At 59.2% G+C, this 17,334-nt stretch carries 7 protein-coding genes; 2 read left to right on the forward strand and 5 right to left on the reverse strand.

The annotated features are described in order from the left end of the window. The first annotated feature begins 23 nt into the window (after positions 1–23). Both ACWGXE_RS12370 and ACWGXE_RS12375 read left to right on the forward strand, forming a co-directional pair. Positions 24–191, forward strand: a complete 168-nt coding sequence (locus ACWGXE_RS12370; RefSeq protein WP_447598069.1) for a DUF1328 domain-containing protein — start codon at positions 24–26, stop codon at positions 189–191. 213 nt (positions 192–404) lie between these two features. Beyond that, positions 405–878, forward strand: coding sequence for a hypothetical protein (locus tag ACWGXE_RS12375; RefSeq protein WP_447598070.1), 474 nt, complete (start codon positions 405–407; stop codon positions 876–878). Here ACWGXE_RS12375 and ACWGXE_RS12380 read toward each other — a convergent pair. The 5 genes from ACWGXE_RS12380 to ACWGXE_RS12400 form a co-directional block, all read right to left on the reverse strand. After that, entirely contained in the window at positions 869–2,656 is a 1,788-nt protein-coding gene (locus tag ACWGXE_RS12380; protein WP_447598071.1) for a glycoside hydrolase family 15 protein, read from the reverse strand. The genes ACWGXE_RS12375 and ACWGXE_RS12380 overlap by 10 nt on opposite strands. 131 nt (positions 2,657–2,787) lie before the next feature. Beyond that, the gene (locus tag ACWGXE_RS12385; protein ID WP_447598072.1) at positions 2,788–5,595 is read right to left on the reverse strand and encodes a PAS domain S-box protein; all 2,808 of its coding nucleotides are present in this window, start codon (positions 5,593–5,595) and stop codon (positions 2,788–2,790) included. A gap of 467 nt (positions 5,596–6,062) precedes the next feature. Then, positions 6,063–11,615: a PAS domain S-box protein gene (locus ACWGXE_RS12390; protein WP_447598073.1), complete on the reverse strand. Its 5,553-nt coding sequence runs from the start codon at positions 11,613–11,615 to the stop codon at positions 6,063–6,065. 15 nt (positions 11,616–11,630) lie between these two features. After that, positions 11,631–16,910 (reverse strand): PAS domain S-box protein, encoded by a 5,280-nt coding sequence (locus tag ACWGXE_RS12395; RefSeq protein ID WP_447598074.1) that lies wholly within the window; start codon positions 16,908–16,910, stop codon positions 11,631–11,633. Positions 16,911–16,940: 30 nt separating this feature from the next. Further along, entirely contained in the window at positions 16,941–17,255 is a 315-nt protein-coding gene (locus tag ACWGXE_RS12400; RefSeq protein ID WP_447598075.1) for a hypothetical protein, read from the reverse strand. Between the last annotated feature and the right edge of the window lie 79 nt (positions 17,256–17,334).

Consider the following 17,334-nt stretch of genomic DNA (forward strand, 5'->3'; position numbering starts at 1 on the left):
TTCTCATCACAAAGGAGGCTAACATGCTGAGTTGGGCTGTGACATTTTTGATCATTGCGCTGATTGCCGGTGTGCTAGGTCTGTCGGGTGTGGCAGGCACGGCGACGTCGATCGCGTACGTGCTCTTCGTGGTGTTTCTGATCGTGGCGGCGGCCAGTTTCCTGATGGGCCGACGCCCGCCCGTCACGTAGGCTAGCGACAGCTGGCCCATGTCAACTACCTAAGCCGTCCCGCCGAGTTCCGCGAATTCCACTCGGCGGAACGGTTTGCTTTCGCTCAGTCACGAAAGGTCAGAAAAGGCGGAGCTCACTGAATATGTGAAATCGCCATAGCTCGGTTCGAGGGAAAGAGACGACCGCCAGGGACCGAGTAACGGCGACCAGAGCAGAGAATCGCGGCGGAATGTGAAAATTGCTGACATTTTACTCTGGGGATTACTCGCGACCGGACTGCTCACGACTCTCATGAGGGCCAGTCAGGCGCTGCACCTGACGAGGATGGATGTGCCCTTTCTTCTCGGCACAATGGTGACGCCTGATCGCGATCGCGCGAAAGTGATCGGCTTCATCATTCACTTCATCAACGGATGGTGGATGGCTTTCCTGTATGCCGCCTTCTTTCATGCCTTTGGTTATGCCTCTTGGTGGCTCGGATCATTGATGGGACTTGCGCACGCCGCGTTCGTCTTGATCGTCGTCCTTCCGCTTCTTCCGGGCGGCCATCCGCGAATGGCGTCCGATTACCATGGACCGACCCCGACACGCCTCTTGGAACCGCCCGGATTTCTGGCGATGAACTACGGTTACCAAACTCCCCTCGCGACCGCCATCGCTCACCTTGCCTACGGAATGGTCCTGGGGGCTTTTTATCATCCTTGATCGAGGCGCAAAGCCGCCCTGATGTGAGCCAGATGCGTCAGGGCCTGAGGGAAATTTCCGAGCATCCGGCCGGTCTTCGGATCCATCTCCTCCGAATACAGTCCGACGTCGTTGGCGAATTTCTGAAGCCGTTCAAAGAGCTGCCTCGCTTCTTGCCGTTGTCCGATCGCCGCTAAGGCCTCGACCAGCCAGAAGCTGCAGGGAAGAAATGCCCCTTCAGTTCCCGCTAAACCGTCGTAGCCGCGATAGCGGTACATCAGATCGCCGTCTCCTAGTCTGGCCCGAATCGCCCGTATCGTCGAAGCCATGCGAGGATCATCTCGTTCGATGAATCCCAGGTCTACAAACGTCAGGGCCGTCGCATCGACCTCCTCGCTCCCGAGCGACTGGACAAAACTTCCGAGCCTCTGTGAGTAGCCGGCATCGAAGACGGTTCGCCGGATCGCAGCCTTTGCGAACTGCCACGGTTCGAGGTTGGCCTGCATGCGGAGCTTCTGGACGATTTGCTCCGCGCGATCCAGCGCCACCCAGGACATGACTTTGGAATGGATGTAGTGCCGGCGTCCATGGGGAATCTCCCAGATCCCATGGTCGGGAAGGGTCCAGGCCGAACTGACGAAATCCGCCATCCGAAGCAGCCGCTGCCGCATCTCGCGATCGAGATCATGTCCCGCCTTGACGCATGTCCAGATGCCATCGAGTACTTCCCCGTACACATCTAACTGGAATTGCCCAACAGCCTGATTGCCTACGCGCACCGGATGCGATCCTTGATACCCTTCGAGAGAGCCCACATCGGCCTGGGAAAGAGAAGATTCACCGTAGACATCGTACACAACATTAAGTTCCGGATAGGTCAACGCCGTGGCGTGCATGAGCCATCGTATAAACGCCGTCGCTTCCGCCGAATAACCGATTCGGCTGAATACATGCGCCGTGTATGACGCATCGCGCAACCAGCAATACCGGTAATCCCAGTTGCGACTTCCACCGATGGCCTCCGGGAGCGAGGTGGTAGGCGCCGCGACAATGGCACCCGAGGGGGCGAAGGAGAGCAGTTTCAACGTCAGCGCACTTCGGATGACCGAGTGGCGGTACGGGCCGTCATAGCTACATGCGTCCGCCCATTGCTTCCAGACATCGACGGTCTCCCCGATCGCCGATTGCGCCTCCGACAACAACGGGTAGACGGCGGGAGCATCTTCCGAATACGTCAGCCACAAGGCGTGACGCTGGCCAGCGCCCACACGGACTCGCCCTTGCAACGCTCCCGGCCGTATGGAGAGTGAAAGATCGGTTGCCAATTGAAGAAGGCGGCCTCCCAGATCAACGCAATAGCCGCCGCGACGACGCAGGTTGAAAGCGGGCATCAGGCGGCCATGGTCGGGCCTGGGTTTGAAGACAATGTCCAGCTCGACCATCCCTTCCAGCCCCTCTATGTATCTAAGCACGCTTCGAAACGGATAGAGCCTCCTCGATTTCTCGACTTCCGGCAATACCGGCATGCAATCCGTGACTCTGACAATCCCCTCATCCGTCTGAAATTCTGTCAGCAGGACCGCTGTTGCGTCCCTGTATGACCGGCGGACGGCAAAAGGCTGCAGAGGCGCGACACCAAAATGTCCGCCATGCCAATGATCCAGCAAACGATTAAAGCAGGAAGGGCCGTCGAACTGAGGAAGGCAGAGCCAGTCAATTGAGCCGGCCTTGGAAACAAGCGCCGCGGTCCTGGAATCCCCGATCACCGCATAGTCTTCGATGTGGGACAAATCCGCCATCTAATGGGAACACATACAACTACCGGCTAGCCGGTCTCATCGATCGGCCTTTAGGCAACGGTGGCGGACCATATACCAGCCACGCGGAGGTCTGGTGGATCCGGCGCCACGTCATTCTTCATTCCACATTGTCATATGCTGCGGGCCATCATTGCCGAGCTGATCGCCTCATAGAGCTGGTCCACCGCGCAGTCTTTAGTGAGGAAGGCCGCGGCCCCGGCCGCTCTGATCGCCTGCTCAACCTGATGAGTTTGATGCACCGATAAGCCGATCACAACCGTGGATGGGTGGGCCTGGCAGATGTGCCTGGTCGCCTCGACACCGTCGAGCGACGGCAAGCTGAGGTCCATGACGACGACATCGGGACGCAGCTTGTCGGCCAAGGCAATCGCATCGAGTCCATCCCCCGCCTCTGCCACCACTTCCACATCACGATGATTTTCGAGCAAGCTCCTGAGCCCTTGCCGAACCATGGCGTGATCGTCCACGAGCAACACGCGGAACTTGGCGACGTGCTGCCGAAATGAGGAATGTGGAATGTTGAATGAGGAATGATCGGATTGAAGCTCGGCAGCCGGCGCGCTCTCATTTTTCATTTCTAACTCCTCATTCCTCATTCCTAATTCGCCGCGTGTCATCCATAAATCGGCCTTCGCCGACTGCGGCGTGAGCGGCATGATCAAAGTCACACGGGTGCCCTTTCCGGGCCGGGATGTCACCTCCACCATACCGCCCAATGATTCCATCCGTTCCCGGATACTGAACAGACCAAATGCATTTTTAAAGACTGCATTCTCTTTTGAAACGGAGGCGTCGAATCCTTGCCCCTCGTCCGCGACCGTCAATCTCAAGTCGCCGTTCTTCAATTCCAGTTGCAACCGCGCTTGATCGATCGCCGCATGTTTGACAACATTCAACAACAATTCCCGCGCCGACTGGAATAGGAGCACTGACTGATTCTCGGTAAGGTCCATAGGCGTGGCATCGATTTTAGAGATGACGGTGAGGCCGTGCCGCGGCATTTGTTCTCCCAACCATTTCAGGGCGGCCGGAAGCCCGAACTCATGCAGGACCGGCGGGCTCAATTGCGCGACGAGCGTCCGCGTATAGGTCAACGACTGGTCCAACATATGATCCACCTCGCTCAACACGTCAGCCTGCTTGGCCAATGAGCGCGCCTGACGGCCCTGGCTCAATTTCATTCTGGTCGCGACCAGCAATTGCGCGAGGTAATCATGCAACTCGCCCGCTATCCGCCGGCGTTCGCGCTCTTCGGCGACGCTTAAATCCGATGCCAATTTCCGCAGCCGGTTTTGCGAGTGGACAAGATCTCTCGTTCGGTCGGCCACCCGCCGTTCCAGATCCGCATTCAATAGATGCAACTGCCTTTCGGCCTGTTTCCGTTCCGTGATGTCCACCAGCATGTTGATCCCTCCGACGACCCGCCCCTCGCCGTCGCGCAACGGTGTCGGATACGGCATGAACCATATGCGCGTGCCGTCGGGCCGTTCGCCGATGGTTTCGGCTCCTCGAACGACCCGATTTTCCCTGAGTGCAATCGCCATCGGGCATTCCTCGTGAGGTAACGGTGTACCGTCGGAACGGTACAGCTTCCAGGTCACACACCACTGATCGGTTTCCAACAGGGGCGTGCGGCCCGACAATTCGACCGCAGCGGGGTTGAAGTGAGTCAGGCGGCCTTCTACGTCCGTCGTATAGACGGCGGCCGGAAGCGCGTCGATCATTTCACGAAAGCGCCGGTCGCTCTCGCGGAGCGCCTCCTCCGCCCGTTTACGCTCGTCAATGTCCTGAATCACCCCGATGATATGTTCGAGACGCCCTCCCGCGTCCCATAACAGCGCCAGGTACATGGACACCCATACGGAATGGCCGTCGCGCCGAACCAGACGCTGTTCGATCGAGACATCAGCCGCGCCTCCCAGTAACAAGCGGCCCATCGATGTTTGGTTATGGGGTCGGTCCTCCGGATGAGTAAGGTCAAGAAGCTTTCGATGGATCAAAGCGTCCATTTCTTCGCCAAGGAGGACACAGAGCTTTTGATTGACCTGAAGGAGGTGCCCCTCCGGGCTGATCAAACACATGCCGACGGCTGCCTGATGAAACATCGCGCGGAAGCGCGCTTCGCTTTCCCGAACGGCTATGTCGCGCATCTTCAGTTCGGTGATATCCCTGATGACTCCGTTCATGCGGGCGGCTTTGCCGTGCTCACTCATCGTCACCCGGCCGCGGTCGGCCACCCACCGTATCGATCCGTCGCTCAACACGACTCGAAATTCCTCATGGTAATCACGTCCCTCGCGCAGCGCGCGTTGGATCGCCGCGACGACGCGCGGCTCGTCCTCCTGATGCATGAGCGCGAAATATTCTTTGCTGCTCTGGAGCATCGTGCCTTCCGGCAATCCCAACACACGACAGGCATTGGACGACTGAATCATCACGTCGCTGTCCGGGTTCCAATCCCAGGCGACCATGTCGGCCGAATCCAGGCCATACTGGAGCCGCTCGATGAGACGGCGATTCTCCGCTTCGCGCGACCGTACACGCAGCAATGCGTTCACGTTCGCCACCAGTTCATTTGGTTCAACCGGTTCGGTCAAGCAGCCGTCGGCGCCTCCCTCGAAACCTTCCGCCTCGGCCCGGCCGAGGGTCTCCTTAGCTGCAATATGCACCACCATAATGTGCGCCGTAGCGGAGCCCCTCTTCAATCGACGGCACACCTCCGGCCCGGGAATATCCGGCAGCTTCACATCCAGCAGCACGAGATCGATCCTCTCGGATGCCGCCAGCCGCAACGCCTCTTCACCGCTGTTCGCTTCGAGTACCCGGTGTCCTGCGCGCGCTAGAGCATTGCTCCTGGCATGGCCGAACGCCCCGTCACCATCGACGTTAAGAATTGTGCCCGCCCAAGCTTCGCTCATGAAATCCTCCGTAGACACAGTTCTGAATTATGAATGCTGAATGATGACTGTCCGGGTTCCCTCCACTGAATGCCGAACGGGCATTCCGGGTTAGGAACTCGTATGACGCGATAAAGATCAAGCTCAGTTTGACCAAGTATTGGTCGGCGTCCACTCAAGGCCGCACGCGCCCTACCGCGCCATAGCATTCATAATTCAGCATTCACCATGCAGCCTTCCGCGCAACCTCCTGAAATGCGGATGTCCGACTGCTCGGGTTCCATTCATGAAATGGGACTCGTGATTCTGCATCCGCCAATCAGGCGCACATAGTCTACGACTCGCGCTTCGTCTGTTTTTACTAGGCGAAGCCCTAGTTTTATGGCCTGGGTAAACCTACGAACAATAGGGAGCAATGAGGTCTGCCGGAATGGGATGCGAACGCATTGTGCGAAGTAAAGAAATTCTAATTCCTCATTTCACATTCCTCATTCAACTGTTGGTTTGATCTGTCCCAAGGCTGCCTGAATGGCTACATAGAGTTGTTCCACCGCGCTGTCCTTGGTCAGGAATCCCACCGCGCCCGCATCCCGCATGGCTCGTTCGATCTGGGGATTATTGTGAACCGACAAACCCACTACGGCGATAGTGGGTTGTTCCTGTCTGAGTTGGCGGGTCGCTTCGATGCCGTCAACACCCGGCATATTGACGTCCATGACGACGACTTCCGGTTGGAGGGACTGAGCCAGCAGAACAGCCTGTTCTCCATCCGAAGCTTCACCCACGATTTCGACGTCCGCGTAGGCATCGAGTACACTTCTGAGCCCCTGCCGCAACATCGCGTGGTCGTCGGCCAGGAGGACCCGCACGGGAGAACGCCGGGAAAGTTCTGAGTTCTGAATGCTGACTCTTGAGTTCACGCGAGGCGCAGTAGCTGAGAAGACTTCAGAGTTTACCGACCTTTCAGATGCCGTCAATCCCGCTACGATCACTCCCATCTCAGAATCCGCAACTCTTAACTCAGAACTCTGAACATCTGACTTAGAGCACGCCGTTTGCAGCTCACCTGCTTTCCCCTCCGCCAATTCCTCATTCAACGTTCCTAAGTTATCATTCACCGTCTGCGGCGTGAGCGGCAGCACCAGCGTGGCCCGCGTCCCGCGTCCCGGCTCAGAATGCAAATCAAAATCCCCGCCCATCGCGCACATCCGCTCCCGGATGCTGAACAAGCCATAGTGAGAAGAGTCCGAGACGGTATTGTCGGCAGCCTGCGTTGCGTACAAGTCGAATCCCTTGCCTTCGTCCTTGACCTCAATACACAACATGCCGTCCGCTTCGCTGACGATCACTGTAGCACGATCGGTTCCGGCATGCTTCGAGACATTGATCAGGAGTTCGCGCACCGACTGGAACAGCAACACCGCCTGTTCTTCCGGGACAGAGGTCTCCTCTACGCACCGCTCCACAGACACGTTCAATTCATGCCGCCGCATCTGATCTGCAAGCCATTGCAGGGCGACCAATAATCCGAAATCCCGGAGCACAGGCGGGCTTAACTCGGCAATCAGCGATCTCGTATACGTCAGAGCCTGCGTCAGCGTGCTGTCCGCCTCGGCGATAAACTCAATGGACGACGGCGCCAAACCGGACCGTTTCGCTTGGTTGAGCTTGAGCCTGACGAAAACCAGCAATTGAGCCAGGTAATCATGCAGGTCTTCCGAGAGACGCCGGCGTTGGCGCTGTTCGGAGAGATTCAGTTCAGTCGCCAGCGCCCGCAACCTTGCCTGCGATCTGACGAGTTCCCGAGTCCGCTGTCTGACCCGCTGCTCCAGTTCGATACTGAACTCACGGAGCGCTTCTTCAGCCCGTTTACGATCCGAGATATCGGTGATCAAAATGTAGAATCCGGACACCGACCCGTCCGATTTTGTATCCGGCGTATAGGAGACCAACGTCGTCGCATCGCGCGCCTCTTGGGTAATCCGGTTTTCGAACGACACGGTTTCGCCCTTCAACACCTGCGTAATGAATGGCTTGAGCTGTTCATACCCCTCTCCTGCCAGTTCCTGGACCGAATGGCCGGTAATTTCCCGCCGGGACCGCGAAAACAGCGCCTCATACCCGGCATTCACGAACCGATATCGTTCATCGCGGTCGACATAGGCGATGAGACTAGGCACCGAATCGGTGATCACACGCAATTGTTCCTCGCGCTCCCGCAGTGTCTGTTCGGCCCGCTTCTCTTTCGTGATGTCCTGAATCTCCAGCACGGCGCCGATCGCGGCGCCGTCTTTGAGGATCGGCCGGATCGCGCAGCGCACAGGGTACGCGTGGCCGTCCTTATGCAGAAGCTCGTCCTCATAGCGCTGGATCGACTCGGGAGGCCGCAGGGCCGGATCAAAGGGGCTTCCGGCGTGAACCGGAGAGCCATCGGTCCGCTTGTGCCGGATCACCTCGTGTAAAACCTTCCCGATCAATTCTTCGGTCTTATACCCGGTGATGAATTCCGTCGCCGGGTTGGCAAACGTGCCGACTCCGTGCCCATCCATCATCAACAAGCACGAAGGGGTGTTGTCCGTGATGGTGTTGACCAAATTCAATTGATCCTTGAACGCTTCTTCGACCAGGCGGCGCTCCGTCACGTCATTGACCATGAGGATGAAGCCGCGAACCTTCCCTGAGGCGGCGCGATCCGGCGTATAGGTAACATCCACATGTCTTGTGCCTAGTTTCTCGTAGGGAATCTGAGCCTCAAAGTGCTGCGGCACGCCGGACAGTGCCAATTCGACGTGCAGCCTGAGTTGCTCATACGCCGCCTCGCCGACGATTTCACGCATGGCGCGACCGGTGATCTGTTCAAGCGGCCGCCCGAACCAGCGTTCGTAGCTGAGATTATTGAAGCGATATCGCTGATCGGCGTCGACATACGCGATCAGAATCGGCAACGAATCGGTGATCAGCTTGATTCTTGCCTCGTTTTCCCGCAGCCGCTCCACCAGAATCTGAAGCTCCTGCGCCCGGAGCCCCAATTCCCGATTGAGCTCGGCGATCCGTTCGTCCGCCCGCCGGCGCGCCGTGATATCAACGCCGGAGCCGACCATCCGAACGACTCGTCCTTGTTCATCCCAGACCGCTTGGCCGCGATCCTGGATCCACCGATACTCGCCGTCTTTGCAGCGGCTGCGATACTCACATTCGTAAATCGGGATTCGCTTGGCGAAATACAGCTGGAGCGTCCGCATCACGCGTTCCACATCGTCCGGATGAATCCGGGAAGACCATTCCTCTGCATCGTCGCCGATTTCTTCCTCCACATAACCGCGCAGCGCCTTCCATCGATTCGAGAGAAAGACTTTATTGGACCGCAGGTCCCAGTCCCACATCCCGTCGGTTGTGCCGTTGATCGCAAGTTGCCACCGTTCTTCGCTCGCGCGCAATGCCTCCTCTCCCCGCTTCCGTTCCGTGATATCAAACGTGAGGCCGCTGAGACGCACCGGGCGACCTTGCTCATCTCGATCGATCTGGCCCTTCCGCTGCACCCATCGGATGGTCCCATCCGGCAACTGAACCCGATATTCCAAGTCTTGGTCCTGCTGTTCCGTCAGGATTTGATCATACCGGGCTCGCATGACCTCTCGGTCATCTGGATGGACGCGAGCCAGCCAGTCCCCTACCATGGGCTTATTCCCCCGATCCAAATCGAACAGTTCATAATAGGCGTCGGACCATGCAAGCCGGCCGGTGCGAAGATCCACCTCCCACAATCCCGCCTTTGCCGCTCTTTGGGCCCGCAGCAACATATGCTCCCGGCGCCGGACTTCCGCCACCAGCCTGAGACGCTCTTTAGCCATCGCGGCATACCGGCAGAGGATGCGCATGAGGTCCGCATCGTCCCCGTCAAAACGTTCTTTGGATTTGCTTCCCAAAGCGAGGATCCCCAGGCATCGATCGCCCACCGTCAATGGATGACAGGCGTACGCACGAAAACCAAGCCGCGCCAACCTTGTATCGTACGGGTCCACCGACTCCTCCACCCGTTCGATCATCACGCACTCTCGCCGTTGCCATGCGGTGCCAATGGGTCCCTCGTCCAACTTGAAGCATTGGAACGGCGCCAGCGCGTCCGCTGGAATCCCGGCGGACCCGTCGAGAAGCATCACAGGCTCATACTCATCCACGGTGTAATTCAGATAGCCGTCCAGTCTCAAATCTTCGCGCATCATGTCGAAGAGGGATTGCATCATGGCGGTGGAATCCTGCGCGAGGAGCAGCGTCCCTTCCGCCCTCGCCAAGAGTTCCGATCGTTGATTTCGTTTCAGCAACCGCGCTTCGGCTCTGCTGCGCGCTTTGGCCAGGGCCACGTAATGAGCGATCGTGCCGAGAAATTCGATTTCCTCGCGCTCGAACGCTTCCCGGCGGCGACTGGCAAACCCCAACGTTCCGAGAAATTCCTCCCCCACAATCAGCGGATAGCCGGCATAAGCGCGATGCCCGTTCCGTTTCACCAGAGCGGCCTTGGGATCGCTGGATTCCTGGAGCCGCTCCACGATGATCGGCGTCCGAGCTTGAGCGCAGGTTCCGCACAAGGCTTCCCCGAAGCGCAAGAATTGAAAGGCCGGCGCCGTCTCCGCTGAAATGCCCGCCGAACCGGCCAGGCGCAGTCCATCGCCGGCCTCGTCACTGTCATAATCCCAATAGGAATCAAGCCCGAGGTGCGGCGCAAGGACGCCGTATAATTGTTCCATCGTCTTGGCCGAGCATTCCTGGGTCAACAGGCGTTCCGCCGCCTCCGCCAAGAGGGCCAACCGCGCCGCCTTATTCTGCAGCCGCTCTTCGGAGCTTTTCCGGTCGTGAATATCTTGAACCACACCGGTCATGCGCACCGGCCGGCCGGCAACGTCATAGTAAAATTGACCGGTCCCGGCCATCCAGCGGATCGTTCCATCCGGCAACACATAGCGATATTCGTCGGCGTACCGGGTATCCCGCCGGTCCATCGCCGCCTGGAGGTCATGCTTTACGCGCGGGCGGTCGTCCGGGTGCAGCACATTCAGAAAGTTGTCGAACTTCCCGGTGAAACTTCCCGGCCGCAGTCCAGCCAACCGCTCATGCGCGCCCAACCAGTCGAGCCGGCCGCTCGCGATGTCCCAATCCCACATTCCGCAGTGAGCCGCTTCCGTCGCATCCTGGAACTGCTGCTCGCCGCGTAACAGCCGGGTCTCGTTGGCTCGAACCGTCTCTTCCATGCGCTTGCGCTCGTTGATTTCCTGTCCCGTGCCCAACACTTCGACCACCCGCCCTTCTTCGTCCCGCCTGAATACGACATTGCGGGTCATAAACCAGCGCCATTCATTGTTTTTGTGCTTGAAGCGGCATTCGAACTCGACCGCGTCCCCGGAGATGCCTTCCAACGTCGCCAACAGGCCCGGAAGGTCATCCGGATGCACCAGCCGCCGGAGGAGATCGTCTGTCATCTGCGCCATCTCTTCCGGACGATATCCCAACGTTTGGCCTGAGGACGGATTCAGATAGACGGTCCGCTTTTGCCGAAGATCGTAAAGATAAAAAGTACAAGGCGCCGCGTCGATCAGGCTCCCGATGAATCGCTCGCGCTCCGCCATTTCGTCGAGCAACCGCCGATTCTCCTCCTCCCGTTGAGACAGGCGGAACAAGGCTCGCACGGCAGCCAACAGCTCATCAGTCTCGACCGGTTCGGTCAGAAACGTATCGGCGCCGCTACCCACGTCAACGATCCGGTCCGGACTGGTCATGCTCGCAGCGGAAATCTGGAGTACCATGATAGGGGCGGTCGCGGGAGCCGTCTTAATGGATCGGCAGACCTCCACGCCGGAAAGACCCGGAAGCTCCGCGTGCAGGACGACTAATTGAGGCCGTACTTCGCGGACAAGCCGCAGCGCCTCCATGCCGTCCGCGGCTTGCATGACCTGATACCCTGCGCGTTTCAGAATGCAGGTCCTGGCGGACCGGCTCGCCTCGTTCCGATCGACATTGAGAATAATGCCCGCATTACAGTCCGGCATGGCTCATCTCACGCTTCATCCGGGGTGGTCCCATCTTCGGCTGCTTGGGACGGCGATTTGAATCGTCTGATACAAATCCTCGACCGCCGCTTCCTTATTGATGAATGCCACCGCCCCGGCCTCCTTCACCGCGGCCTCCGCCTGCCCGGCGGTCTGAAGGGACAAGGCGATCACTCCGATGCCGGCCGAAGCGCGGACGATCCGCCTCGTCGCTTCGATGCCGTCCATCTGCGGCATGTTGATATCCATGAGGATGACATCGGGTTCGAGCTTCTCGGCCAAGGCGACTGCTTCCTCCCCGTTCGCCGCTTCCCCTATGATATGAATGTCGACATAGGCTTCCAATAGCCCACGCAACCCTTGCCGAACCATGGCGTGGTCGTCCACCAGCAGGACACGAATCTGCTTCGTGTCCTGCTGGACTGAGGAATGATCAATGGGCAATGAGGAATGGTGGGCTTGAGGACCGTGGTCCGGCGCGATTCGCGATCCCGATGCCTTCGCTTCTAATTCCTCATTCAACATCCCTAATTCATCCTTCGCCGTCTTCGGCGTCAGCGGCAACATGAGCGTCGCCGTCGTTCCCTTTCCCGGCGCGGAATCCAAATGAAACTCGCCCCCGAGGGCCGTCATGCGCTCCCGAATGCTGAAGAGCCCGAACTTTGAGGAGTGAGGGGTAATCGTACCAGCAGCAGCAGCAGCAGCAGCAAGATCAAAGCCCGCGCCTTGGTCGATAACCGCTATGCGGACATTGCCTTGTGCTTGCGCCACCCGCACTGTCGCTTCGTTCACGTGCCCGTGTTTCGTGATATTAATGAGCAACTCGCGAATTGATTGGAACAGCAATCGAGCCTGATCTTCCGGAATCGATGGAAGGCTCGCTTCCATGTCGAGCGTGACGTTCAAATTGTGAAGCTTCATCTGCTCTACCAGCCAATTGAGCGCAGACGACAGGCCGAACTCCTGCAACATCGGCGGGCTTAGCTCCGCCACCAGCGTGCGCGTGTAGGTGAGGGCTTGATCGAGGACCTGTTGCACCTCGGAGACGGCCGCCTCTACAGGCGGCAGCATGTCATGCCGCTTGGCCTGCGCCAATTTGATCTTGCTGAGTGCCAGAAGCTGCGCCAAATAATCATGGAGATCCGTCGCGACACGCTGGCGCTCGCGCTGTTCGGCCAGGTTCAGCTCGGCGGCCAACGCGCGCAGTCGCTGCTGCGAATGCGACAGCTCTTCCGTACGACGCTGAACCGTCGCTTCGAGTTTCTCCGCAAAAGACTGGAGGCGGCTCTGGGCTCCCTTTTGCTCGGTAATGTCATAATTGACCCCGACCATCCTGGTCGCGCAACCGTTATCGTCCATAACCGTTGCGCCATGACCGACGATCCAGCGTACGAGGCCGTCCCGACGGATAATGCGGAATTCCATATAAAATTGTCCGCTTGCCGTCGCCGCGACCATTCCCTGCTTTACACGAGCCACATCGTCGGGATGCACAGAGGCATAAAGTTCGTCCATCGTCTTCACCGCCGCGTCTCTCGGCAGTCCGTACAAATCACACTGCTTGGCGTCCCAGGTCACCGTGCCGGTCGCAAGCTCGATATCCCATGCGCCCATGCAGCTGGCCGCCATGGCCAATCGGAGTCGTTCCTCACTCCGGCGCAGTGACTGCTCGGCGATGGTACGTTCGATGCCCAACGCGAGCGTTCCCGCAATCGCCTGAGCCAAGTCGATCTCCTCATCGTTCATCACATGGGGGTGGTTGAAATAGACCATAAACTTGCCGAGCAGCCGGCCACCGTACATCAAGGGGATAAAGCTGAGCGCCTGAATGCCTTCCCGGCGAATGACCGATCGCAATCCTTCTTCAATCTTCGCCGCGGCGATATCGCCCATCACCATCGGGCGCGGAGAGCACGAGTCTCGCCGCCAAGGAGAATGGCCCTCGACGGCGCGACGGTACTGCTCCGACAAGCCGCGACTGGCCTTGAAGCGCATCACGCCGTCCTCCTCGAACAGCAAGATCGACGCACGATCGGCATTCAATGAATGGATAATGGCGTCCAGCGCCTTGTCATAGAGATCAGCGAGGACTCCGGCCCGATTCACGGCCTCGGCCAAGTCGTAGAGCAGACGCTGCTGGCGGCTCCGCGTGACCAGCGCCTGCTCCTGTCGTTTGTGTTCGGTGATATCACGTGCAATCTTCGAGGCTCCGACAACTCTGCCTCGGGCATCGACTATCGGAGATATGGTCAGCGAAATATCAACCCGCTTCCCATCTTTTCGCCGGCGGATCGTTTCAAAGTGCTGGATCCGTTCACCGCGGCCGATGCGCTCCAAAATGCCCGCCTCTTCATGCACGAGGTCGGGAGGCATCAGCATGGTGATCGGCTTGCCTATTGCCTCTTCCGCCGTATAGCCGAAAAGTCGCTCTGCGCCCGCATTCCAGGTTCGAATGATTCCGTCAAGACCCTTGCTGACAATCGCGTCTCCGGAGGACTCAACAATCGCGGCCAGCCTACTCCTGGCTTCATCGGCACGTCTGCGCTCCGTAACATCGCTGGCGACACCGATGATCTGTTTTGCCCGGCCGTCGGAAGTCCGCTCGAACACGGCCGCACGGGCGAGAAGCCGCCGATAGGACCCATCCACATGGCGGATGCGATGTTCATGTTCGAGAACATCGTCGTCCGCCACATCGTTGAATGACGCATACCAGGCCTTGACGCCGGCCAGATCGTCCGGATGCACCAAGGAATCGGTCGGATCCTGCGCCATTGATCGGAGGCCTTCAGCTGTATGGCCCATCACCGATTCCACACTGCGGTTGACGTAGATGTTTCTGCCTTCGATGATGTCGAAGACGAACAGCATGTCCGGCGTGGAGGCGGCGATCCGTTCAAGAAACAGCTTGCTGCGGCTGATTTCGGCCTGCGCTTCGCGGCGGCGCCGTGCCATGTCCAGATGGCTGCGCACCCTGGCGAGCAATTCCCGCGCGCTGAACGGCTTTATCAGATAGTCGTCGGCGCCCTGATCCAATCCTCCGACGCGGGCTTCTTCCCCCGCCCGGGCGGACAAAAGAATGACTGGAATCGTTCGCATGGCGGAATCGGCCCGCATGGCGAGAAGCAGGCCTAGTCCATCAAGGCGCGGCATCATGATATCGCTGAGCACGAGATCGGGCGGCGCCCTCCGTGCCGCTTCCAACGCCGCCTCTCCGTCGCAGGCGGCTACGGCTTTGAAGCCTGCGGCATCGAGAAGGCGCGTGACATACTCCCGCATATCGGCGTTGTCATCGACGACGAGAACACGGGGCCGCGCCGCTGGGCGTAAGTCTGCCTGCTGAGTGCTGAATGATGAATGAGCGCTCGCAAGAACTCCCCGCGATTCTTCATTCATCATTCCCAATTCACCAGTCGCGTTACTGTCGGGTAGCCATCGCAGCGCCTCTTCCGCATAGGGACCGGCGTCCGGAGAGACGACGGCGCCATTTTCGCCGGCGCCAATCCTGTCCGGTGGAAGGTGATCCAAACCCAGCGGTACAGTCACGGCGAAGATGCTTCCGTGCTCGCGGAGCCCACTTTCCATGGAGGGCTCGCCGGCGGCATCCTGGGGGACACTCTCGACGCGAACCGAGCCGCCGTGCAGCTTGACCAATTCCTGAACCAGCGCCAAGCCGATGCCGGTCCCTTCGTGGGTTCGGCTGCGGGCGCCTTTGACGCGGTGAAACCGGTTGAAGAGCCTCGGAAGCTCGTCCGGGGAAATGCCGGTTCCCGTATCCTGAACGGATAATTCCACGCCTTTCCTTGTATCCTCCTCACCCTGTCCGGCCAAAGAAACCGGCCGCAGCGTCACCGTGATCGTGCCTTCGAAGGTGAACTTTAAGGCATTGCTCAACAGATTCAGTACGATCTTTTCCCACATGTCGCGATCCACATACACCGCTTCCGACAGCGGGCTGCAATATACAATGAGGGTCAGTCCCGCCTTCTCCACCGCGGATCGAAACACCCCGGCGAGGTCGGCGGTAAACGCGGCCAGGTCGGTCGGTTCGTACAAGATCGTGGTTCGTCCGGCTTCGATCGATGAAAAATCCAGCAGCTGGTTCACGAGCCTAAGCAGACGCAGGCTGTTTCGGTGGGCAATTTCAAGGCGCAGCGCGTCCGGCCGCTCGCGCAATTCCTCTTCGAGCGGACCAAGCATGAGGGTGAGCGGAGTGCGGAACTCATGGCTCACGTTGCTGAAGAATACCGTCTTGGCGCGGTCAAGTTCGGCCAGCGCCTCGGCCCGGCGCTTCTCTGAAGCGTAGGCCCTGGCGTTCGTCAGGGCCGTTCCGATGTGCGACGCCACAAGTTGGAGGAAGTGCCGGTAGTCGTCATCCAACGGGTGGCGGGGATTTACACCGACCACCAGAACCGCCGCAGGATCCGGCTGTCCCGCGACAGTCACCGGCAGCATGAGCGCCTGCGTCGTAGGTTCCGGCCACTGGCCGCCCGGCAACGGTCCGAACCGATCGGTCACGTTTTCGACGATCAGCCCGCCCTCGCCGCGAAGGACGGAACCCACCGGCCACGTGCCCTCGTCGATCGCTGTAGTGAGGTCGATCCGACCCGGCCTGGCGCGGCTATCCTGAGACAAGCCGGTCGTCCCCATGAGCCGAGCCTGCCGGTCGCCCGCTTCGACGAGATACAGAAGCGCAAAAGGGATATCCGCCATATTGGATGCAAGGGCGGACAGGGCGAGCTCACCGGCCTCTCGCTCGCTCCGTCCCGAGCCGGACTGAGAGGCCAGTTCGCGCAGCAGCTTGGTTCTCCGCTCGTTCAGTACTCGATAGGTCGTCTCCTGGACGACATTGAGAACGCCTACGACAGTCCCGTTCTCACCTCGGATCGGATTGAAGGTGTAATCGAAGTAACATTCCTCCGTATAGCCGAAGCGCTGCATCGGCAGCAATTCATCGCCGCGCCATGTGGCTTGGCCGGTGGTCCGCACGCTCTCGAAGAGCGGCGCAATGGCGTCCCAGATCTCGGGCCAGACCTGACGAGCCGGCCGGCCGATGGCCCAGGGATGTTTACGCCCCAAAATCGGACGCCAGGCGTCGTTGTAAAGCAGGAACCCTTCGTCTCCCCAGTAGATCGCCATGGGAAAGCGGGCGCTGAGGCAGATATTTAGCGTAGATGCGAGCACCACCGGCCATGTTTGAACCGCACCCAGCGGCGATTGTGTCCAATCATGCGCGCAGATGAGCCGTTCCATTTCGCCGCCGGATAAGGACGGCACGTGGGATGACTGCTGCATCAGTTCTCAATACCTGTTTTCATGCTGTTCTCATAAGTTGCGCCGGATGCTCTGATACAGTTCCTGCACCGCCGCGCCTTCGTATGGAACGCCGTGGCGACCGCATCGCCTGCTCGATGTCCCGGCTGTGGCGAATCGACAAACCGATAATCTTGACATGGTGCTGCTCCTGCTGGAGCCGTCTGGTCGCTTGCCCCCCATCTTGGACATATTGACGTCCATGGCGACGACAGGGGGCTTCAATCGATTACTGAGCGCGACAGCCTCTTCCCCGTTCACCCCCTCGCCGACGATATGAATATCGGCGTACCCATCCAATAAGCCCCGAAACCGCTGGCGAACCATCAACGCCGCTCAGGGGCGGGTGATATCCCTATCGTTGGATCGAAGCACCGGGCTTCCCTGCGTCTTTCTCGAATTCAAG

The sequence above is a fragment of the Nitrospira sp. Nam80 genome, from assembly GCF_965152575.1.